Source organism: Streptomyces sp. NBC_00258 (genome assembly GCF_036182465.1).
GTDB lineage: Bacteria > Actinomycetota > Actinomycetes > Streptomycetales > Streptomycetaceae > Streptomyces.
The window spans coordinates 11,269,790-11,290,628 of record NZ_CP108081.1 but is presented as its reverse complement, the minus strand read 5'-3'; the positions used below and the strand labels follow the sequence as shown (position 1 = coordinate 11,290,628).

Genomic DNA, 20,839 nt, shown 5'->3' with positions numbered 1-20,839 from the left:
AATCCCGCCCCGAAAGGCATCCATCCCCCATGCGTGAACGCAGACTGATATCCCAGCGCGCCGCCGTGGCCACCGTCGGCCTGGCCCTCGTCGGAGGACTCGCGGCCTGCTCCGGGCCGAAGGACAGCAGCGCGGACTCCGGAGCGAGTGACGGAAAGCCCGCCAAGGGCGGCAAGCTGACCGTGCTCAACTCCGACGCGCAGGCGGACTTCGACCCCGCCCGCCTCTACACCTCCGGCGGGGGCAACGTCCCCTCGCTGGTCTTCCGGACGCTGACCACCCGCAACCGAGCGGCCGGCGCCGCGGGCACGAAGGTGGTCCCCGACCTCGCCACGGACCTCGGCACCCCCAGCAAGAACGCCACGGTGTGGACGTACACCCTCAGGAAGGGGCTGAAGTTCGAGGACGGCTCCGCCATCACGTCCGCCGACGTCAAGTACGGCGTGGAGCGGTCCTTCGCAGCCGAACTCTCGGGCGGGGCGCCGTACTTGCGCGACTGGCTGATCGGCGGCGACACCTATCAGGGCCCCTACAAGTCCGGCAAGGGCAAGAAGACCCTCGACTCCATCGAGACACCCGACGAGCGCACCATCGTCTTCAAGCTGAAGAAGCCCGTCGGCGACTTCCCATACCTGGCGACGCAGACCCAGTTCACGCCGGTGCCCAAGGGCAAAGACACCGGCACCAAGTACGAGGAGCATCCGGTCTCCTCCGGCCCGTACAAGGTCGTGAAGAACACCAACGACGGCGAGCGGCTCCAGCTGGAGCGCAACCCGTACTGGTCCCAGAAGCTCGACGACCAGCGCAAGGCCTACCCGGACACCGTCGACGTGCGTTCCGGGCTCGACTCCGCGGTCATCAACCAGCGGCTGTCGACCAGTTCGGGGGACGACGCGCGTGCGGTCACGACGGACACGAACCTCGGCCCCGCCGAACTCGCCGAGATCGGCCAGGACAAGGCTCTGAAGTCCCGGGTCGGTGTGGGGCACTTCGGCTACACCAACTACCTGGCCTTCAACCCGAAGGCGAAGCCGTTCGACAAGCCCGAGGTGCGGCAGGCGATCTCGTACGCGATCGGCCGCAGCAGCGTCATCAACGCCGTGGGCGGCTCCTCGCTCGCCGAGCCCGCGACCACCTTCCTCCCGGACCAGAAGGCCTTCGGCTACACGCCGTACGACCTGTTCCCCGCTGGTAAGAACGGTGACCCCGTGAAGGCCAAGGAGGTACTGGCGAAGGCCGGTTACAAGAACGGGCTCACCGTGACCCTCACCCACTCCACCGACGAGGGCGAGATGGGACCCAAGGTCGCGGCGGCCGTCCAGCAGTCCCTGGCGAAGGCCGGCATCACGGTGAAGCTCAAGGGTCTGGAGGCCAACGCCTACAACGAGAAGCGCTGGGACGCCAATGACGGCCCCGGGTTCTTCATCACCCGATGGGGTGCCGACTGGCCCGCCGGCTATCCGTTCCTCGCCCCGATCTTCGACGGCCGTCAGATCGTCAAGGACGGTGCCAACTTCAACAGCGCCCAGCTCGACGACCCCGCGATCAACAAGGAGTTCGACGAGATCAGCGGGCTCACCAACCTGGACGCCGCGGCCAAGCGCTGGGGCGCCCTGGACAAGAAGATCGGTGAGCGGGCCCTCACGGTGCCGCTCTACCACCCGGTCTACCAGCGGCTGGTCGGCAAGGACATCAAGAACGTCGTCATCAGCGACTGGACCGGCGTCCTGGACATCTCGCAGGTGGCGGTCAAGTAATGACCGTGCAGGACGTGTTGGCACCCGGGGCGGGCGGACCGGCCGCCCCGGGACCCGCGGCGGGGGCCCGCGGTGTGTGGCGGACGCTGCGCACCCGGCCCTCGGCCGTCGTCTCGGGCGCGGTGCTCGCCGCGCTGGTCCTCGCCGCGCTCGCCGCGCCGCTGCTCACGGCGCTCAGCGGGCAGAACCCGTACACCTACCACGACGAGCTGGTCGACTCCGCGAGCGGCGGCGCGCCGAAGGGCTCCTTCGGCGGTGTCAGCGGCGACCACTGGCTGGGCATCGAGCCGGGCACCGGCCGCGATCTCTTCGCCCGGCTGGTGTACGGCGCCCGGGTGTCGCTGCTGGTGGCGGCCGGGGCGACGCTGCTCCAGGTCGTGATCGGCGTGAGTGTGGGCCTGGCCGCGGCGCTCGGCAGCAGGTGGGCGGACCAGCTCCTCAGCCGGGTCACCGATGTGATGGTGGCCCTGCCGATGCTGGTGCTCGCCATCGCCCTGACCACCGTGGTACCGGGCGACTTCCCCCGCCCACTGCTCCTGATCCTGGTCATGGGTGCCCTCAACTGGGGCGGCACATCCCGGATCGTACGGGCCCAGGCCCTGACCCTGCGCCGCCTCGACTTCGTCGCCGCGGCCCGGCTGGGGGGCTCGGGTCCCTTGCGTGTGGTGCGGCGGGAGCTGCTGCCGTCGCTCGCGGCGCCCGTCATCACGTACGCGGCCATCCTCCTGCCGTCCAACATCGTGCTGGAGGCGTCGCTGTCGTTCCTCGGCATCGGCGTGACACCACCCACGCCCTCGTGGGGCCAGATGCTGTCGACGGCGACCACCTGGTTCCGAGCCGACCCCATGTACGTCCTGCTGCCGTCCGGGCTGCTGTTCGTCACCGTCCTCGCCTTCACCGTGCTGGGCGACGCGGTACGCACCGCACTCGATCCGCGGGAGGCGAGCCGCCTGCGGGTGGGCACCCGCAAGGAGAAGACCCGTGACTGACCGATTTCCGGGTGCGCGCTTCGCGGCCAAGCGCCTGCTGGGGGCCGCACTGGTCCTGCTGGTGCTTTCCGCCGTCCTGTACGCGCTCTTCTACGTCGTCCCCGGCGACCCCGCCCAGCTCGCCTGCGGGGAACGCTGCAATCCGGCACAGGTGGCTCAGGTGCGCGAGCAGTTGGGGCTCGACGAGCCGACGTACGCCCAGTATCTGCACTTTCTGCAGGGCCTGTTCGCGGGACGCGACTACTCGGCGGGCACCTCGCTGCAGCACTGCGCAGCGCCCTGCCTCGGCCTGTCCCACCAGAACGACCAGCAGGTCACCACGCTGATCCTGGAGGGCCTGCCGGCCACCGCCTCGCTCGCCTTCGGTGCGATGGCGGTGTGGCTGTCGCTGGGTGTCGGCACGGGGTTGCTGTCCGCGCTGCGGCGGGGCGGCGCGACCGAGCGCGTGCTGACCGTCCTCACCCTGGCCGGGACCGGCACCCCGGTCTTCATCCTGGGTCTGCTGCTGCTCATGGTCGTGTGCGCCTATCTGCAGTGGCTGCCCTTCCCGTCGTACGTACCGCTGTCCCAGGATCCCGAGCAGTGGGCGTGGAACATGCTGCTGCCCTGGCTGACGCTGGGCCTCTTCGAGAGCGCGAAGTACGCCCGGCTCACACGTTCCTCCACTCTTGAGGTCCTCGCGGAGGACCACATCCGCACTTTCCGCGCGTACGGGGTGAGCGAACGCGCCATCGTCACCCGGCACGCGCTGCGCGGGGCGCTGCCTCCGGTGATCGCGCTGAGCGCACTGGACCTGGGGTCGATGATGGGCGGCGCGATGCTCACCGAGCAGCTGTTCGGCATCCCGGGCCTGGGCCGGCTCCTCATAGACAGCGTCCGCACCGTCGACCTGCCGGTCGTCGTCGGTGTGGTGCTCGTCATCGGGACCGCAGTGGTCCTCGCCAACGCCGTGGCGGACGTCCTCTACGCCCTGGCCGACCGAAGGGTGGTCCTGTCGTGACATCACAGCAGCCGACGGGTCCGGCAGCCGAGTCGGCCGAACCGCTCGTCGACGTCCAAGGGCTGACGGTCGACTTCCCCACGGGAGGGGAGACCGTACGGGCCGTCGACGACCTGTCCTTCCGGCTCACCGCCGGGCAGGCACTGGGGATAGTGGGTGAGTCCGGTTCCGGGAAGAGCACGGTCGCCGCGGCCCTGCTCGGCCTGCATCGTGGCACCGGAACACGCCTGAGAGGCACGGTGCGGGTCGGCGGGATCGAGGTGGGGACCGCGTCCGTGCGGGAGTTGCGGCAACTACGCGGCGGCATCGCTGCCATGGTCTTCCAGGACCCGCTGTCATCCCTCGACCCCTACATGGCCGTCGGCGACCAGATCGCCGAGGTCCACCGGGCGCATGCCCCGCATGTCTCGCGTCGGGCCGCGCGACAGCGCGCGGTGACCGTGCTGGACCGGGTCGGTATCCCCGATGCGGTACGCCGCTCCCGTTCCCGGCCGCACGAGTTCAGCGGCGGCATGCGGCAGCGCGCCCTGATCGCGATGGCGCTCGCCTGCGAACCGCGGCTGCTGGTGGCCGACGAACCGACCACCGCGCTGGATGTGACGGTCCAGGCCCAGATCCTCGACCTGTTGCACGACCTGCGCGCGGAGACCGGGATGGGCCTGATCCTGGTCTCCCACGACCTGGGGGTGGTCGCGGGCAGCGTGGAGGACATGCTTGTCATGAGGAACGGGCGCACCGTCGAGCGCGGCCCGGTCGGCGCAGTCCTCAGCACCCCTCAACAGCCCTACACGCGCGAGCTGTTGGCAGCCGTCCCCCGGGTGGACACACGGCGTTCGGCGGTGGCCGCGCCCTCGTCGGCTGTTGTCCCGTCGGGTGTCGTGCCGTCAGGATCCGGCGGAGACTTCCTGCTGGAAGCGGTGGGTGTGCGCAGGGAGTTCGGGCGCAGGAAGGACCGCACGGTCGCCGTGGACGGCGTCTCACTGACCGTGGCGCAGGGCGAGACACTCGGCATCGTCGGCGAATCGGGCAGCGGCAAGACCACGCTGGGCCGGATGCTGGTCCACCTGCTGGAGCCCAGCGGTGGCTCCGTCCGCTATCAGGGGAGCGAGCTGACCGGTTTCCGCAGCGACCTGCAGATGGTGTTCCAGGACCCCGTGTCCTCGCTCAATCCGCGCCGCAGCATCGGCGAGTCCGTCGCCGACCCACTGCGCGCCGCCGGAACCCTCACCGACGCGGACATCACACGGCGCTCGAGGGAACTCCTGGAGCGTGTCGGGCTCGACCCGCGGTGGTATCACCGCTATCCGCACGAGTTCAGCGGTGGTCAGCGCCAGCGCGTGGGCATCGCACGGGCGCTCGCGCCCGGCCCCAGGCTCATCGTGTGCGACGAGCCGGTCTCCGCACTCGACGTCACCACCCAGGCACAGGTCCTGGACCTCCTGGCACAGCTGCAACGCGACCTCGGGCTCGCGCTGGTGCTGATCGCCCACGACCTGGCGGTGGTGCGGCGGGCCAGCGACCGGGTCGCGGTCATGCGCCGGGGGACGGTCGTCGAGGAGGGCCCGTCGGACACGATCTACGACAGCCCGCAGGACCCGTACACCAAGGCCCTGCTGGCAGCCGTCCCGGTGCTCGACCCGGTTGAGGCGGCCCGTCGACGCACGGCTCGCGCAAGCGGCGACACCGGGGTACTCAAGGCGGCTGTCGGCTAGCCTGCCGGGCGTGTATCCACCGTGGCTGCCCCGACGTGAGCGGGGCAGCCACGGCAGGTCCTGGTTGGCCGGGGAGGTCTCGGCCGGTACTTCGCCGTAGCGCTTGGTGAGTTGAAGAACTTCGATCATCGGATCCTCCAGGTCGCGTTGCTTCGTGGCACGCACCGTCGCGGTGAGTCCGAGATCAAGGCTGGCCGTGGTGTCTGGGGCCAGTTCGGCGATTCTGCGCGCTGTATGTGAGAAACGGCGGGGTCCCGAGAGCGTCGGTCATGTCGGCTCAGGTGCGGCGCCACAATCCTAAGAAGCAGATAAAATGCTGCACGTACTTCACGAGAATGACGCTTCTTATGCATGAAAGGAACGATGGCGCGGCATGCGGGACTCACCGTTCGACGAACTCGACATCGCCATCGTGGACGCCGTGCGATCGGCCCCGCGCGTGAGCTGGCGCAATCTGGCACCGGTGCTGGGCGTGGATCCGGCGACCATCAGCCGTCGTTGGTCTCGCATGCACTCCGAGGGAGTCGCATGGGTCACGGCCCACCCGGCGGGGAGCGCGACACCCGACTGTGCCCTGGTGGAGATCACCTGTGTCCCGGGGCGATCGGGCACCGTGGCGGACGTCCTCGCCGCCGACATCGAGGCTGCCACCGTCAAGTTGACCTCCGGTACACGGGATGTCGTGGTGCTGGCGCAGGCCCCGGACTTCGATGCTCTCTCGGGCTATCTCCTCGACCGGGTGGAGCGCATCCCCGGGGTCACGTCCATACACAGCCACATCGTCACGCGGTCGGCCCTGGAGGCCAGTCGGTGGCGCGAAGGCGCACTGAACGAGGAGCAGCGCCGGCAACTGCGTACCGACGCCGGGCCCCGACCGGATCACGCCGCCGCCCTTCAGGCCCCCGACCGTCGCATCATCCGGGCGCTGAACATCGACGGACGGATGTCGTTCGAGCGGATCGCCGCACAGGTCGATCTCAGTCCCGTCGCCGTGCGGCGCCGGTTGACACGGCTGGAGGAGGCGGGACTCATCATCTTCCGCTGTGACACCTCGCGTCTCATCTCGGGACATGCCATCGCCGCCGTCTACTTCGGGTCACTCGACGCCCACGAACTGGAGGAGGCCGAGGGGCGGATCCGTACGCTGCCGGGAGTCCGGGCGTGCAGCATCGTGGCCGGTCCTCACAACGTCATCATCGACGCCTGGCTGCGGTCGACGGCGGAGACGCACGACCTGGAGCGCAAGATGAGACAGGTCCTGCCCGCGCTGCGGATTCAGGACCGGTCGCTGGTCCTTCGTACGATCAAACTGCTCGGCCGAGTCCTGGACTCGGAGGGCAGGTCGGTGCGCTCCGTGCCGCTGCTGGCCGAGGACTCCGCAGCCGAGCATCAGTGACGTCGGCTCCCTGGTCGAACCGTCCGGCAGCGCACGTGGGAGAGCCGATTCTCGCCGTATCAGAAGAATCCGGTGCGAGGAGCGGTGACCTCGATCGTGTCCTTCACCAGGGCGAGAGCGGCCCCCAACGGACTCGAGCGTCCCCCGCTCACGGTCACGTCGCCCACCTCCGGGCAGCCGAACACCACTGCCTTTTCCGGCCCGTCGAGCGCGTGCAGGGGGTCGCCCGGCTGCGTCTCCTCCAGCCGGACCCGGACGAAGTAGGGCTGGTCCACGGATGCGCCGGCGACGGCCCGCAGTCGGCGATGCCGGGACATCGCGCCCAGGGCCTCACCGGCGGTGTCCTCGATCACCGGCTGCGTCTCCACGCGTACCAGCGCCGGATCCCACCCCCAGGCCAGCGCGGCCAGCAGCCGCACCTTCGTGGCGGCATCCTCGCCGGACAGGTCGGCCGAGGGATCCGCTTCCGCGATTCCCCGGCGCTGCGCCTCGCGGATCGCGTCACTCAACGAGTCGCCCCGGGCAAGGCGGTCGAGGACGAACGTGACGGTGCCGTTCGGGCAGGCCCGAATCGTCTCGCAGCCCATCCCGCGCAACGCCGTTCTCGACAGGTCTCCCGCCGGCAGGGCCGCCCCCGTCGCCCCGGAGATCCTGATCATGACTCCGAGTCCGCGGGCCGCCTCGTCGAGTTCTCGCCAGTGGCTGAGCAGATGGCTCTTGGTGGCCGTGACCACGTGGACCCCTTGGCGCAGTGCCTCGACGGCCTCGTTCGCGGCCTGCTGCCGGAGTTCGGGCGAGGACGGAATCGCCTGGACGAACACGCGGGCAGCGGTCCGTTCGAGCGTCTCTTCCAGCGAGACGAGCGGACCCCATGCCGAGCGTGGCGGTACGGGCTCACCCCCGCGCAGCCAACACTGCGCCGAACTGGCACGGATGGCACGGACCCTCGGCCGTACTCCGTGTTGACGCGCGAGCCTGTCCCCCTGTCGAGCCAGGTGGTTCACGAAGGCCTGGCCGACCGAGCCGTAGCCGGAAAGCACCACATCGGCCTGACTCACTTCGCCCATGAACCTCTGCTCCGTTTCTTCCATGCGGGCCTTCATGTCTTCCGGATCCGCAGCGCCTGGATGTTGGCCAGCTCGTGGACCCCCCACTTTCCCAGCTCGCGTCCGTAGCCGCTGGCTTTGATGCCGCCGGTGGGCAGGCGGGGGTCGGTCGCGGAGATCGTGTTGATGAACGCCGCTCCGGCGTGGATCCTGTCGCTCACGGACGAGGCGTGATCGCGGTCCGTGCTCCACACGCTGCTGCTCAGCCCGTAGCGCGAGGAGTTCGCGAGGGCGATGAGCTCCTCATCGTCCGCACCGGTCGTGAGCGCGCCGAGCGGACCGAACGTCTCGTCGGTGAGGAGGGCCGAGTCGTTCCCGTCCACTTCGACGATCGACGGCGAGAACCATGCGCCCTGACCGGACTCGGGCGCGTCGGCCTGCGCGATCACACGGCCGCCGGCCGCCAGGGCCCTGGCACGCTGCTCGCTCAGGGAGTCACGGAGGTCCTGGCGCGCGAGCGGGCCGACCTCGGTCGTCTCCTCCGCCGGGTCGCCGACTCTCAACTCGCTGACGTGCGGCACCAGTTCGTGCACGAACGCGTCATGCACATCGCGATGGACGAGGAGACGCTTCGCCGCGATACAGCTCTGACCGTTGTTGAGGAATCGGGACTTCACAGCGGCGGCGGCCGCGGCGGGGACATCGGCGTCGGCGAGGACGACGAACGGGTCGGATCCCCCGAGCTCCAGCACACACTTCTTGAGCGCGGCGCCGGCGCGCGAGGCGACGAGGGCACCCACGCGATCGCTGCCGGTGAAGGTGACGGCGGCGACCCGGCTGTCCTCGATGATGTCCGATGCCGTCGGCCCGTCGACGACGACGGTCTGCAGGATGCCCGCGCCGAAGGCCTCCTGGAACACGTCCTCGACCGCCATCGCACTTCCGGTGACGGACTCCGCGTGCTTGAGGACGACGGTGCTGCCCGCCGCGATCGCGGGAAGCATTGCCCGGATCACCTGCCACCACGGGTAGTTCCACGGGAGGATCGCGAACACGACCCCGATCGGCACGACTCGGACTATCGCGGTGTCGCCGTCGATGTCGAAGGTGTCCGGCCACAGGATCTCGGGCAGTTCATCGGCGTAGTAGCGGCACGCGGTGACGCACTTGTCGATCTCGGCCCGCGCCTGCCTGATCGGCTTCCCCATCTCGAGGGTGATGAGCGCCGCCAACGGCTCCCGCCGCTCCACCAGGACGTCGCCGAGCCGGCCGATCGCCGCGACGCGGTCCTCCACACGGGACAGAGGCCACTGCGAGGCCGACGCGTCGTCGAGCACCCGGTCGATGGCTTCGGGAGTCGTGTACGGGTAGAAGCCCAGCTCGTAGCCTGTCGTGGGGTTGACCACGACGATGCCGCCGTCCCTCCCCGTCATGCCGCGACCGCCGATGCGTGGTCCTCGCGAAGCCAGCGGGTGAAGCGATCCGTGATCGAGACCGGGTCGATCAGCAGCTTCTCGGTGCCTTCCGCGTTGCCTGCCTCGATCCGGGCATGCAGAAACGCCGGGCCCCGCACCGTGAGCAGCTCCCCGAAGGCGGCCTTCAAGCCGTCGACGGTGGCCGTCGAACGCGTGGTCCAACCCACGGCGGCCGCGAACCACCCTAGGTCGACCCTCGACGAGTAGGTCGGCAGGGCGCCGGTCGACCCGTACACCCCGTTGTCGAGCAGGACGAGGAGCAGGTTGTCCGGAGCCAGATATCCGCCCGTCGGGAGGACGTTCGGGTTCATCAGCAGCGATCCGTCCCCCTCGATGCCGACGACCTTCGGCGCGGAGGGGTCCACGCTGAGTGCCAGTCCGGTCGCCACCGATCCGACGAGGCCCATCGCGTCGAGGAGGTACAGGTGGTTGTCGCCGTCCTTCACCGAGGCCAGCTCGCGGCTCGTCGCCGCGCACGTCACGACCACGGGATGCCGGCCTGTCAGGTCCGCAAGAGCCTGGAGTGCTTCGATGCGCTTCATCAGGCGGCCTTTCCGTCGGTGTTCCAGAACGACCCGAGGACCACTACCGGGCGATACGTCATGACGGCGTGCACACCGGCCTCCTTCACCGTGTCGTGCCAGTCCTCGGCGCTGCTCCTGCGGTCCAGCTCCACGACGGGAAGCCCAACCGTGCGCAGCAGGGCAGGTACGGGCTGGCTGATGGAGTGGATCATCGAGTTGTACTCTCCGAGGCTCCCGCGGGTGTTCGCGAAGACGAGCAACGGCAGATGGTAGGAGAGCGTGAACGTCGTGAGTGCCGTGAGCGCGTTGCCGAAACCGTTGTCCTGCATGACGACGGCGCCGAGTTCACCGGTGAACGCGACCGCCCCCATGACGCCGACCGCCTCTTCTTCCCGCGAGAGCGGTGTGACACGCGGCGAGACGCCGTCCGTGCCGCCGTCGGTCGCGACCAGCGAGTCGACGACCGGTGCCACACTCACGGAGGGGATGTACCCGACCCGCGCGGTGCCTGCAGCCCAGATGCCGTCGGCGACGGCTTTCGCATACGTCATGTGCGTGTGGTTCCTCTCAGGTGGTGAGGGCGAGCGCGCGGGCGAGGACGGGCGGGTCGATGTTGCCGCCCGAGAGGACGGCGACCGCCCGCCCGTACTTCCCCGGCTCGGCGAGATAGGCGGCGACGCTCAGCGCGCCGCTGGGTTCGGCGACGAGGTGAGCACGACGCGCCAGGGTGCCCACGGCAGCGAGGATGTCGTCCTCGTCCACCGTGACGATCTCGTCGACCGTCGCCTGGATGATCGGGAAGGTGATCTCGCCCACGACAGGCGTCCGCGTTCCGTCGGCGATGGTGCGATACGTCGCCTGCGCGTCCCACTCGATCCGGCGCCCGTTGGCGAGCGAGTCGCGCGCGTCCGCGGCCATTGAGGGCTCGACGCCGACCACCCGGGTTCGGTGGGACAGGGCCTTCACGGCGACGCCCACTCCCGAGATGAGCCCGCCGCCTCCGATGGGCACGAGCACCGTGTCGATGTCGGACAGGTCGGCGAGTACCTCGACGGCGAGTGTCCCCTGACCGGAGATCACGTCGGGATGGTCGAAGGGAGGGATCAGCGTCATCCCCCGCTCCACCCGCACCGTTTCGGCGACGATCTCTCGTCGGGCACCGGGGGCCATGACGACCTCGGCGCCCAGGGCTCTGGTGGCCTCCACCTTGACGGGCATGGCCTCCTCCGGCATGACGATCACGGCCCGGACGCCTGACGCTCGGGCTGCCCACGCAACTGCCTGGCCGTGGTTGCCGCTCGAATGCGTGACCACGCCACGTGCCCTGACGTCCGGATCGAGGCGTCTGATCGCGTTGACGGCACCGCGCAGTTTGAAGGCGCCGATCGGCTGGAGGTTCTCGGCCTTCAGCCAGAGGTCGCCCGGCGCCCACGAAGCGTGCAGCAGCGGAGTCCGCACCACGTCCTCGGCGATCCGTACATGCGCTGCGCGGATGTCGCCGACGGACACTTCGAGATCAGACAATGTTCCTACCGCGTCTCATGAGGGAGTTGGGCATTCAGGCCCCGTCTCGGACGGCGATGGCGTCGAACTCGACCCGGGCCTTGTAGGGCAGTTCGGCGACGGCGATGCATGTGCGGGCCGGCAGGGGCTCGACGAGGGCCTCCTGATAGATCGCGTCCATGGCGTTGCGGTCGTCCATCGAGGCCAGATAGACCGTGATCTTCACAAGATGCCGCAGCTCCAGCCCCGCCGAGGCCAGCCTGCTCTGGAGATTGGCCAGGGCCTGTCGTGTCTCGGGGACGATGCCACCCTCCACGATGTCGCCGTCTGCGATGCCCAACTGCCCCGAGATGTAGACGAGTCCGGCCTCGGTCGCCCGCACGGGACTGTACGGATGCCGCGCTCCCGAGGGACTTGTCGGTGCGAGGTTCGTCATGCTCCTGCTCCTGGGTGGGGTTCTGCGGGGACGTCCGCGTGGCCTCGCAATTTCCGTACCAGGAAGGCCATCGGGATGGAGGCGAGGACGAACGTGCAGCCCGCGACGGCGATGTACGTGTGCACGCCGGTCGACGAGTTGACGGACTCTTCGTCGACGACGATTTCGTTGGCCGCGAGAATCGCCGATCCGATGAAGCTCATCGTCACCGAGCCGACGGCGACCATCACCATGACCATGCTGGAGACGGTGCCCTGCCGCTCGGGCGGCGCGAGGACGGACGCGAGGTTGAACCCGGAGGTGACCAGCGAGCCTGCCGTCATGCTCAGCATGAACGAGCAGATCACGGCGATCGGAAGGTTGTCGGCGCCGGCCGAGAACATCACGAAGGAGGCGATCGTTCCGAGAGCCACGCCCACGGCGAGGGGCCGGGCTGGGCCCACGCGGGTGGCGATCGCACCCGCCACGATGCCGCCGAGCATGATCCCGATCGATGGGATGCCGAACATCAGGCCGAGCGCTCCGGGGCCGTTGATGCCGTATCCGAGGCCCTCGTCGGGAGAGACGTCGATCAGCAGGCTGAAGAGCTGGAGCATGCTCCGATAGGCGCCCGTGCCCATCACGACGACGAGGAGACCGAGTCCGAGGACCGCTGAGATGCCACGGATGTCGATCACGGGCTCCGGGATGCGGCTCAGGACGAGGTACCAGACCGTCAGCGCGGCCAGCCCACCGATGAGGATGGCGAGCGGGGCGATCCCCAGCCAGCCGAATTCCTGCCCGAGGCTGATGTAGGCGAGAACGGCCGCGAGGCCGCCGCCGAGTGTGAGCGCCCCGGCGACGTCGACCTTGCCCGGCGTGCGGTTGCGGGAGTTCGGGATCACGAGGTGGACGCAGAGCGCGGCCACTCCCGCGAACACCGCGGAGACCACGAAGACGAACTTCCAGCCGAACGCCTCGGTGGCGAAGTCCAGGATGAAGGGGGAGACGATCCCGAAGACGGCCGAGCCCGAGGTGACGATGCCTGTCACCACCATGGCGAACTTGGGCGCGCAGATGTCGCGGATGATGGCGACGGAGAGGAACAGGCCTGCGATCGCGGCGCCCTGCAGGGCGCGTCCGAGGACGAAGACACTGATGTGGGGCGCGAGGAGACACACGACTCCGCCGAGGCCGGCGACCATCAGTGTGATCACGAGCACCTTGCGTTTGCCGTAGATGTCGGCGCTCTTGCCGAGCAGTGGTGCCCAGGTGGCTCCCGCCAGCATCGCGCTGGAATCGATCCACGCGAACTGATTGGTGTCGAAGGCGTCGCTCAGCTCCGGAAGCACGAAGGTGGGCGAGGCGAGCACAGTGTCGACCATGACGTTCACCAGGATGAGGATGGCGACACAGCCGACGACCGGCCTGGTCCAGCCGGTGTTCAGTTCGATCGCCGGCTCGTCTCTGGTGAGGCTGGGGCTCATGTCTTGCATGAGCGGCTCCTTTCCACTGCGGATCGCTCCGGGCGGCTGTGCCGGGGTAGGGCGGAGAGGGACGTGCAGACGTGATTCACGGGCGTGCCACGGCGTGGAGGCTTCTCTGTCCAGGTGCTGGGGACAGGTCCTGTGACGAACCGGAGTCGGCGAGCGTGCACTTGCGGACGACTCCCTGTTGGGTGACCAGGGTGATGTTCTCGGGCGCCGACAGCGCACCGATGTCCCGCAGCGGATCTTCGGCGCAGAGGACGAGGTCCGCGGCGTATCCGAGGCGCAGTGTCCCGAGTGTGTCCGCCACTCCGAGGAGCCGGGCACTGTTGGATGTGGCCGCGCGAATGGCGTCGATCGGCGACATCCCCAGTTCCACGAGGCACGACAGCTCGAACGGGTTCTGCCCGTGCGGGGTGATGCCGGCATCCGTGCCCACCGCGATGTTCACCTTCCGCGCGATGGCCGCGGCGATGTTCTCCTTGGTCCGCTCGTTCCAGCGAAGCTTCTTCTCGTAGCGCCACGGCGCGGTCCTCTGCGGGTCCAGTGGCTGGAAGGCGGTCGACAGGGTCGGTACCAGAAAGGCCCCCCTCTCTCCGATGAGGTCGCATCCTTCGTCATCGATGCCGAAACCGTGCTCGATCGACATGACACCGCAGCGGATCGCGGCGAGGATGCCGGCCCGGCCCTGTGCGTGTGCGGCGACCGGACGTCCTCGGTGGCGATGTCCCTCGTCCACGACCGCCGCGATCTCCTCGTCGAGCAGGTCCTGGTCGTCGGGATCGTCGTGGGCGCTGCTGATCCCGCCACTCGTGCAGATCTTGATGACGTCGGCGCCGGCGCGCAGCATCCGTCTCGCCGCCTTCCGTGCGCCCACCACGTCGTCCGCGATCTCGCAGTAGTCGAGGCCGAGACTTCTTCCGCCGGGGAAGGTGTCGTCGGCGTGTCCGCCCGTGTGGCTGATCACGCCGACCGACGTCTGCAGGCGTGGGCCGGTGATCAGTCCTGATGCGACGGCGTCGCGGAATCCGGCGGGAAGTCCACCGAGGTCTCGCGCTGACGTGATTCCGGCGTCGAGCGTCCGGCGCAGACGTTCCGTCGTCTGGAGAACACCCAGGACGGGGTCCGTCAGAAGAGCGGCTTCCAGGATCGACCGGTCGGAGGCCACACCGAGGTGGGTGTGGCAGTCGAACAGTCCGGGGAGGAGTGTTCCGCCCCCACCGTCGATCGCCCTGACGCCGGGGATCGGCTCGGGCGCCTGTGCCGCCGGTCCGGCATAGGTGATCCAGCCGTTGTCGTTGGCGTCCAACACAGCATCGTCCACTGCCTCTGTGCTGACACCGTCGATGAGCCGCACGTTGCTTATCCGCAACGGAGCTCCGTCGTTGAGTCCCACGCGCCGACCTGCCCTCATTGGCCTTCTGCTGACAGCCGTCAAGCTAAAGCGACCCTGCGGTTCAGCCTGAAGAATGCATGGAATCTGCCTCAGAGACTGGCCTGCTGCATGAAAGCACCTGTGGACAGCTCACTCGACCTCACGACTGTTGTCGCGCTGCGGGCGTTCCCGGCATCAGGCGCCGCTCCCCCATGAGCGCCACTCCCGCGTGCGCGGCGTCGAGGAAAGGACTCGGCGCCGACTGCTGTGCCGGAGAGCTGGTCAGCGGTACGCCCGCAGGAACACATCGACACCGTCGACGATGATCGCCAGAATCTCCGGCTCTCCCGCCTCGGTGCCCGCCCGAACGTCGAGTGTCTCCAGCGCGAGACTGATGGTGAGGGCCGTGAAGTGGCGCGCCGCAAGGCCGGGATCCGCGGCCCGGATCTCACCGTCGGCGACCAGCGTGGTGAAGCGCTCCTCCAGCATCCGTTCGGGGCGGTCGCGCGTGGCCTCGGCCAGTTGCGGTACCGCCCATCGCTGCGAGGTCAGTCGTCGGAAGGTCACGTAGTCGGACGACGGAAAGGCCTGCGTGACCACTCGTTGCCCGAACGCCGTCAAGGCTTCGCGCAGGTCACGGCCCCGAGCCAGCTCCTCGTCGATCGCGGAGCGGATGGTGTCGGCCACTGCGTCGTGGGCACGCTCGATCACCCGCAGAAAGATCGTTCCCTTGTCCCCGAAGTGGTCGTAGACGGTCCGCTTCGAGACCTGTGCCCGACCTGCGATGGCGTCGACGCTCGCCCGCTCATAGCCCTCCGCGAGAAACAGCGCCTCCGCGGCTTCCAGGATTGCCGCCCTCTTGCCTTCGGAGCGCCTCCGGCGCCCGGGAGTCTGAACCGCCGCGATAGCCCTCGACATGGGCTCAGCGTACAGTCGCCCCCTAAAACCACACTCATGAGTGTACTTTGTGACTCAGGCCGGCGCGTGTGGTCGGCCGGTCCACCCTGGCGTCGCCCGAGCCTTCGAAGCACCGAGGTGCGGCCGCCCACTACGTGGAGGTACTGACATGGCTTTCCATCCGGCCGATCACTGGGAGGGCTACCTTGCTCCGCCCGACTTCGAGGAGTACTCGGCCAGGTATGCGGACTTCTTCCGGATGCGGCGCGAGGACGGCATCATCGAGGTCCGCCTGCACACGGACGACGGCCCGTACGCGCACACCCACGCCGCACACAACGTCTGGACGCGCGTCTGGCAGGAGATCGGCAACGATCCCGAGAACCAGGTGCTGATCATCACCGGCACCGGTGACCGGTGGATGACCGGCAACCCCAAGGGACTCAACCCCAAACCCGCCTCCGACCTGGATCCCGACCACATCTACCAGCGGATGACGGACGGCTGGAAACTCATCGAGAGTTTCGCCAACAACATCGACATTCCGACGATCGCGGCCGTCAACGGCCCCGGCGTGCACACCGAGTTCGCCATGATGAGCGATGTGACACTCGCGGCGCCGGACGCCGACTTCATGGACCCGCACTTCTGGCTCGGTTCCCCTCCCGGGGACGGTCAGTACATGGCGCTTCAAGCCCTGATGGGTCCCAAACGCGCCGCGTACTACATCTATGCGGCCAAGTCGATCCCCGCGGACAAGGCCCTCGAGTGGGGGCTCGTCAGCGACGTACTCCCCCGCGAGGAACTCCTCGACCGGTCCTGGGAACTCGCACGGTTCATCATGAAGCGGCCGCGCTACACGCGGTGGGCCACGCACAACATCGTGTCGCGGCACTGGAAGAAGACGGTGGCCGAGGACTTCGGCTTCCACATGGCGCATCAGATGCTCGCCAACGTCGCCAGCAAGTCCCGGGTGCCCGACCCGGAACTGCTCGCCGACTCCGAGGCCCGCAAGCTGTTCTGACGACGTCTCGACAGGTCGGTCCGGCTTCCGGCTTCCGGCTTCCGGCTTCCGGCTTCCGGCTTCCGGCTTCCGGCTTCCGGCTTCCGGCTTCCGGCTTCCGGCTTCCGGCTTCCGGCTTCCGGCTTCCGGCTTCCGGCTTCCGCATGGTCGAAGCCCGACCGACCTGTTGCCTCCGACGCAGTCCCGGCACACGCACATCCCTTGAAAGCGGAGTACGGGTTTGATCGAACGACATGAGCATCTCGGGAAACTTGTCACCGACACGACCGCACAGCTCAGTGCCACCTCGCCCTGGCTCGTGGTGAGCACGTCGCCGGCCCACCCGGCGTCGGCCGAGTTCAACGCGGCGAGCGGCAGAGACATCCAGCAATGGATCGGTCGACAGGTTGCTGACTGGCCCGCACCGATCCCTCTCGGAGGCGAGCCCCCGGACGTCCGCCCGGACAGGCTGACATTCGCGCCGGCGCGGCAACCGGGCCGTACGGCGAACTCGTACTACTACGCGTTTGATTCGGACGGGTCAGTAGTCGGTGGACTGCAGGTAGGAGCACTTCAGAACAGTCCCCCGGACGGCGAACCCGTCTGGGCACTGGGCGAGGGAGCTGTCGCCTGGATCACCATCGCCATGCTGCGTCTCAACGCGGCTTTCGCCCGTCACGTCTCGGCCCTGGGCGAAGCCGCCGTGGAAGTCGCTGTCGTCTGCCCTGTCGACACCAGCCCCACGGTACCGATACAGGTGTGGAACCACGCCGGTGGCGCGTACGGTCCGGCAGGAACGCGCCAGTACACCGGTGTCGGCTCCGCTCGTTCCGCCGTAGACCTGACCACGTGCCTGTCACCCCGGCTCACGATGACCGCACGGCCGTTCCTCGTCGACCTGCTGCAGCAGTTCGGAGTCTCCGAGCCACGCCATGTCGACCCGTCCGGAGTCGTCCGGCGCCGGCACTTCACCGGCCACGACGAGTTGATTCACGCGTGGGCCGATGCGATCGGTATTCCGTCCGAACCGTGACGGTCGCCGTGCCACCTGGCTCCTGCCACACCTTCAATGCCCTCGGCGACGGTGGAGGTTCAGTGAGCCGGTGACCAACGGACGGTCAGGACCGCGACATCGTCGTGCCGGCCGCCTTGGCCGGCGAAGGCGAGACTGTCCTCGAACAGGGCCTGAGGCAGTTCGGTGGGCGAGAGGGCGAGCTTCTCCAGACGCTCTTCGACCGGGTAGAAGGTGCCGTCGGGCGCGCGGGTTTCGGTGAGGCCGTCCGTGCTCAGCAACAGCGTCGCGCCGTGGGGAAAGCGGAACCAGCCGACCGTCGTGGGTTCGGAGGCGAGTTCGGCGAGACCGAGCGGGACGCCGGAGTCCAGCGAGGGGTTGGTGATGGTGCCCTCGCGCATGACGTAGGGCGAGATGTGCCCACAGTTGATGGCCTGCACGTCCTCGATGCCCGTCTCGATACCGATGATCAAAGCGGTGACGAAGCGCTCGTCGTCGCCGGTGTGTTCGGCGTAGGAGTTGTGGCGCACGACAGCGGCGTCCAGTGCGTCGACGAGCGCCGTGAGAGTCGGCTCGCGGTGGGCGGCCTCGCGGAAGGCTCCGATGGTGGCGAACGCGGTGCCCACCGCGGCCAGTCCCTTGCCCTGCACGTCCCCGATCAGAACGCGCGTCCCCCACGGCGATGCGACCACGTCGTAGATGTCGCCGCCGACGAGTCTGTCCTCATGGAGGGGTTCGTAGACACCGTTGACCAGCACGTCACCGGTGACCAGGGGAAGTGGATGCAGGATGTGGCGCTGCATGGCGGCCGCGGTGGAGCGCAGCCGCACCATCTCGTGTTCCCGCCTGATCCGCCTGCTGCAGGCGTAGACCGAGGTCGTGGCCAGGACGAGGGTGAACAGGACCAGCAGGAGGCGGTCGAGCCAGCGGCTCTCGTCGACGTCCCGCAGCACCGCGGTAGTGGTGACGACGAGTGTGGTCCACGCGGCGACGAACCCTGTCTGCCGGACGGTGCACAGGGCCGATGCCGTTCCGGGCAGGAACACCAGAAGTCCGAGGAGCCACACCTCGGAGCGGGACAGGATGCCGAGGACCTCCACGAGGGCCGTCAGCGCCACCACGGCGGCGATCAGTTCGGCGTTGCCCGGAGGCTCGATGGCCTCGAAGGCTTCGGTGGGTCTCTTCCGGAGGCTACCGGACATGAACGCTCCCAGGCAGGTGGTGATCTCCTGGAACTGTATTCGGGCCCCGGCGCGCTGCAGGCTTCTCGCCGAGCAAACACTCGGTTCAACCGGCCCGGTCCATCGAAACGCCTCACGGGAGAGGTCGTGCAAGGCCCACCTGGTAGGCGATGGCAACCAACTGGGCGCGGCTGCGTGCCTCCATCTTCGTCTTGGCCCGCTGAACGTGCGTTCGGACAGTCAAGGGGCTGAGGCAAGCCTCCTCGGCGATCTCGTCGTCGGATTTCCCATCCGCTACGAGAACCACCATCTCGCGCTCGCGAGGGGTGAGGTTCTCCAGAACCCGGGGAGTCGGGCCGTCGCCGCGGTCGGGCGTGGCGAGGAAGCGTGCGATGAGGGAGCGTGTGGCTGCAGGGGACAGAAGTGCGTCTCCTGAGGCCACCGTGCGAATTCCGCCGAGGAGTTCATCAGCCGTGACGTTCTTGCCGAGGAAGCCGCTGGCGCCGACGCGCAGGGCCCGGGCCACGTGCTCATCGCTCTGGAACGTGGTGAGGATGAGGACGCGAGTGTTCTGCAGGCCCGTGTCGGCGCAGATGGCAGAGGTCGCGGCGAGGCCGTCGCTGCCGGGCATACGGATGTCCATGAGGACGACGTCGGGGTGATGGACGCGTGTGAGGTCGACGGCTTCGGCACCGTCGGCTGCCTCCGCCACCACTTCCAGGTCGTCGCAGGAGTCGATCAGGATTCGGAATGTCGCCCGCAGGAGGGCCTGGTCGTCGGCGAGCAGTACGCGGATGGTCATCAGGGTCTTTCCGGAGTCAGGCATGAATGGGCAGTTGAGCGGTGACGGCGAAGCCGCCTTCAGGTCGGTGTCCTGCCCGGAGACGGCCGCCGGCGGACTGGGCGCGTTCCTGCATTCCGATGAGGCCGAAGCCGCCGCTGGGGGCAGGTGCTCGCGGGACGGTGCCGCCGTCGTCGCTGACGGTCAGGGTCAGACGGTCGACGGTGTAGGCGAGTTCGACTCGAGCCGTGCTCGCGCCGGCGTGCTTGGCGACGTTGGTCAGCGCTTCCTGTGCGATCCGGAACGCGGTCAGGTCCACTCCGGGTGACAAGGGCCGTGTCTCGCCGTCCACCGTGACGAGGACGGTGAGTCCGGCGGCACCGAAAGCGGATGCCAGCTCGGGTAGTCGCCCAAGTCCGGGACTCGGCTCCAGAGGGTCCTCGGCGTCGTCGGACTGGCGCAGAAGGCCGACGGTGGCCTGGAGTTCGCGCAGCGCCGATGAGGTCGTGGTGCCCAGTTCGGCAAGAATCGTCTGCGCCTGCTCCGGTCGGGTCCGGGCGAGGTGCGACGCGGTGGCGGCCTGCGCATTGGCCAGGGCCATGTGATGGGCGACGACGTCGTGCAGTTCGCGGGCGATGCGGATCCGTTCCTCGGCGACGCGGTGGCGTGCCTCCTCCTCCCGCGTACGTTCGGCGTGCTCTGCTCGTGTGTGAACGGCTTCCAAGTAGGCCCGCCGGGCCCGGACCGCCGAGCCCTGCACGACCGGAAGCATGATCCAGAAAGCGGGACTGACCGTCTTGAGTCCCCAGGGCTGGTTGTTGTCGTCGGAGAGAAGGGCCGTCAGGACGATCAGCGCGATCACGGCGGCGCCGTAGACGTGCGCGGTCTTCTGCGGGGTGCGCAGGGTGAGTTCGTAGAGCGCCACGATCACGGGGAGCAACAGGAGAGGACTGATCAGATGGCCGATGCTGCCCGAGATCGCGGCGCAGGCCGAGGTGACCGCGACGACCGCACCTGGATGGCTGCGCCGCCCCAGCAGCGAAATGCACGCGGCAGTGGCGAAGAGAAGCCCGGGCCACCGGCCCGGTCCCCCTTCGTTGTACTGGTTGCTGGTGGCCGCGTACACCAACATCAGGAACCCCGCCTCGACGAGCCGGGGGTGTCGGCCGGCGTGCCGCCGCCAAGTCGCGAGCATGAATCTCTCCGCTGGGGATGGGTCCGGTCCCGACACGCCGATGGTTGTTCCCTTCGGCCGGCCTGGCCCGGAGTGGTCGTGGAGCGGGGAG

19 protein-coding genes are annotated in these 20,839 nt (G+C 68.6%); 7 read left to right on the top strand and 12 right to left on the bottom strand.

Annotation, left to right across the window (positions count from 1 at the left end; translation table 11 throughout):
* Positions 1-29: 29 nt before the first annotated feature.
* The 5 genes from OG718_RS50020 (at position 30) to OG718_RS50000 (ending at position 6,854) form a co-directional block, all read left to right on the top strand.
* Positions 30-1,757 (top strand): ABC transporter substrate-binding protein, encoded by a 1,728-nt coding sequence (locus OG718_RS50020; RefSeq protein WP_328847366.1) that lies wholly within the window; start codon positions 30-32, stop codon positions 1,755-1,757.
* Positions 1,757-2,746 (top strand): ABC transporter permease, encoded by a 990-nt coding sequence (locus OG718_RS50015; RefSeq protein ID WP_143642064.1) that lies wholly within the window; start codon positions 1,757-1,759, stop codon positions 2,744-2,746. Before OG718_RS50020 ends, OG718_RS50015 begins: the two co-directional genes overlap by 1 nt.
* On the top strand, positions 2,739-3,746 hold the full coding sequence (locus OG718_RS50010; RefSeq protein ID WP_143642065.1) for an ABC transporter permease: 1,008 nt from the start codon (positions 2,739-2,741) through the stop codon (positions 3,744-3,746). The genes OG718_RS50015 and OG718_RS50010 overlap by 8 nt, the downstream gene beginning before the upstream one ends.
* Complete coding sequence (locus tag OG718_RS50005) at positions 3,743-5,458, top strand: ABC transporter ATP-binding protein (protein ID WP_328847365.1); 1,716 nt, start codon at positions 3,743-3,745, stop codon at positions 5,456-5,458. Before OG718_RS50010 ends, OG718_RS50005 begins: the two co-directional genes overlap by 4 nt.
* Before the next feature lie 373 nt (positions 5,459-5,831).
* Positions 5,832-6,854, top strand: a complete 1,023-nt coding sequence (locus OG718_RS50000) for an Lrp/AsnC family transcriptional regulator (protein ID WP_328847364.1) — start codon at positions 5,832-5,834, stop codon at positions 6,852-6,854.
* Between the two features lie 59 nt (positions 6,855-6,913).
* Here OG718_RS50000 and OG718_RS49995 read toward each other — a convergent pair whose 3' ends face one another.
* The 9 genes from OG718_RS49995 to OG718_RS49955 form a co-directional block, all read right to left on the bottom strand.
* Positions 6,914-7,921, bottom strand: coding sequence for a homoserine dehydrogenase (locus tag OG718_RS49995; RefSeq protein WP_328847362.1), 1,008 nt, complete (start codon positions 7,919-7,921; stop codon positions 6,914-6,916).
* A gap of 32 nt (positions 7,922-7,953) precedes the next feature.
* Positions 7,954-9,333: an aldehyde dehydrogenase family protein gene (locus OG718_RS49990; protein WP_328847361.1), complete on the bottom strand. Its 1,380-nt coding sequence runs from the start codon at positions 9,331-9,333 to the stop codon at positions 7,954-7,956.
* Positions 9,330-9,917, bottom strand: a complete 588-nt coding sequence (locus tag OG718_RS49985) for a thiamine pyrophosphate-dependent enzyme (protein WP_328847360.1) — start codon at positions 9,915-9,917, stop codon at positions 9,330-9,332. Before OG718_RS49985 ends, OG718_RS49990 begins: the two co-directional genes overlap by 4 nt.
* Positions 9,917-10,450 (bottom strand): hypothetical protein, encoded by a 534-nt coding sequence (locus OG718_RS49980; protein ID WP_328847359.1) that lies wholly within the window; start codon positions 10,448-10,450, stop codon positions 9,917-9,919. The genes OG718_RS49985 and OG718_RS49980 overlap by 1 nt, the downstream gene beginning before the upstream one ends.
* A 16-nt stretch (positions 10,451-10,466) precedes the next feature.
* Positions 10,467-11,423, bottom strand: a complete 957-nt coding sequence (locus OG718_RS49975) for a threonine ammonia-lyase (RefSeq protein WP_328847358.1) — start codon at positions 11,421-11,423, stop codon at positions 10,467-10,469.
* 34 nt (positions 11,424-11,457) lie between these two features.
* Positions 11,458-11,838: a RidA family protein gene (locus OG718_RS49970; protein ID WP_306942399.1), complete on the bottom strand. Its 381-nt coding sequence runs from the start codon at positions 11,836-11,838 to the stop codon at positions 11,458-11,460.
* A complete protein-coding gene (locus tag OG718_RS49965; RefSeq protein WP_328847357.1) occupies positions 11,835-13,313 on the bottom strand; it encodes an MFS transporter in 1,479 nt (492 codons plus the stop codon). The genes OG718_RS49970 and OG718_RS49965 overlap by 4 nt, the downstream gene beginning before the upstream one ends.
* A gap of 76 nt (positions 13,314-13,389) precedes the next feature.
* Positions 13,390-14,676, bottom strand: coding sequence for a metal-dependent hydrolase family protein (locus OG718_RS49960; RefSeq protein WP_443055299.1), 1,287 nt, complete (start codon positions 14,674-14,676; stop codon positions 13,390-13,392).
* Positions 14,677-14,961: 285 nt separating this feature from the next.
* On the bottom strand, positions 14,962-15,597 hold the full coding sequence (locus OG718_RS49955; protein ID WP_143642078.1) for a TetR/AcrR family transcriptional regulator: 636 nt from the start codon (positions 15,595-15,597) through the stop codon (positions 14,962-14,964).
* A 148-nt stretch (positions 15,598-15,745) separates the two neighbouring features.
* Here OG718_RS49955 and OG718_RS49950 point away from each other — a divergent pair, with 148 nt between their 5' ends.
* Both OG718_RS49950 and OG718_RS49945 read left to right on the top strand, forming a co-directional pair.
* Positions 15,746-16,600: an enoyl-CoA hydratase/isomerase family protein gene (locus tag OG718_RS49950; RefSeq protein ID WP_143642080.1), complete on the top strand. Its 855-nt coding sequence runs from the start codon at positions 15,746-15,748 to the stop codon at positions 16,598-16,600.
* Between the two features lie 220 nt (positions 16,601-16,820).
* Positions 16,821-17,612 (top strand): hypothetical protein, encoded by a 792-nt coding sequence (locus OG718_RS49945; protein WP_328847355.1) that lies wholly within the window; start codon positions 16,821-16,823, stop codon positions 17,610-17,612.
* Between the two features lie 59 nt (positions 17,613-17,671).
* On the opposite strand, the gene OG718_RS49940 is transcribed toward OG718_RS49945, so the two are convergent.
* The 3 genes from OG718_RS49940 to OG718_RS49930 all read right to left on the bottom strand — a co-directional run bounded on the left by OG718_RS49940 (position 17,672) and on the right by OG718_RS49930 (position 20,748).
* Positions 17,672-18,793 carry a PP2C family protein-serine/threonine phosphatase gene (locus OG718_RS49940; protein WP_328847354.1) on the bottom strand — a complete coding sequence of 374 codons (1,122 nt, stop codon included), beginning with the start codon at positions 18,791-18,793 and terminating at the stop codon, positions 17,672-17,674.
* A 112-nt stretch (positions 18,794-18,905) separates the two neighbouring features.
* Positions 18,906-19,574: a response regulator transcription factor gene (locus OG718_RS49935; protein WP_143642331.1), complete on the bottom strand. Its 669-nt coding sequence runs from the start codon at positions 19,572-19,574 to the stop codon at positions 18,906-18,908.
* Between the two features lie 16 nt (positions 19,575-19,590).
* Complete coding sequence (locus OG718_RS49930; RefSeq protein WP_328847353.1) at positions 19,591-20,748, bottom strand: sensor histidine kinase; 1,158 nt, start codon at positions 20,746-20,748, stop codon at positions 19,591-19,593.
* Positions 20,749-20,839: the final 91 nt, after the last annotated feature.

Coding starts and splice junctions, on each gene's coding strand:
- OG718_RS50020 (WP_328847366.1), top strand. CDS start 30: ATGCGTGAACGCAGACTGATATCCCAGCGCGCCGCCGTGGCCACCGTC.
- OG718_RS50015 (WP_143642064.1), top strand. CDS start 1,757: ATGACCGTGCAGGACGTGTTGGCACCCGGGGCGGGCGGACCGGCCGCC.
- OG718_RS50000 (WP_328847364.1), top strand. CDS start 5,832: ATGCGGGACTCACCGTTCGACGAACTCGACATCGCCATCGTGGACGCC.
- OG718_RS49995 (WP_328847362.1), bottom strand. CDS start 7,921: ATGGGCGAAGTGAGTCAGGCCGATGTGGTGCTTTCCGGCTACGGCTCG.
- OG718_RS49990 (WP_328847361.1), bottom strand. CDS start 9,333: ATGACGGGGAGGGACGGCGGCATCGTCGTGGTCAACCCCACGACAGGC.
- OG718_RS49985 (WP_328847360.1), bottom strand. CDS start 9,917: ATGAAGCGCATCGAAGCACTCCAGGCTCTTGCGGACCTGACAGGCCGG.
- OG718_RS49980 (WP_328847359.1), bottom strand. CDS start 10,450: ATGACGTATGCGAAAGCCGTCGCCGACGGCATCTGGGCTGCAGGCACC.
- OG718_RS49970 (WP_306942399.1), bottom strand. CDS start 11,838: ATGACGAACCTCGCACCGACAAGTCCCTCGGGAGCGCGGCATCCGTAC.
- OG718_RS49965 (WP_328847357.1), bottom strand. CDS start 13,313: ATGCAAGACATGAGCCCCAGCCTCACCAGAGACGAGCCGGCGATCGAA.
- OG718_RS49955 (WP_143642078.1), bottom strand. CDS start 15,597: ATGTCGAGGGCTATCGCGGCGGTTCAGACTCCCGGGCGCCGGAGGCGC.
- OG718_RS49950 (WP_143642080.1), top strand. CDS start 15,746: ATGGCTTTCCATCCGGCCGATCACTGGGAGGGCTACCTTGCTCCGCCC.
- OG718_RS49940 (WP_328847354.1), bottom strand. CDS start 18,793: ATGTCCGGTAGCCTCCGGAAGAGACCCACCGAAGCCTTCGAGGCCATC.
- OG718_RS49935 (WP_143642331.1), bottom strand. CDS start 19,574: ATGACCATCCGCGTACTGCTCGCCGACGACCAGGCCCTCCTGCGGGCG.
- OG718_RS49930 (WP_328847353.1), bottom strand. CDS start 20,748: ATGCTCGCGACTTGGCGGCGGCACGCCGGCCGACACCCCCGGCTCGTC.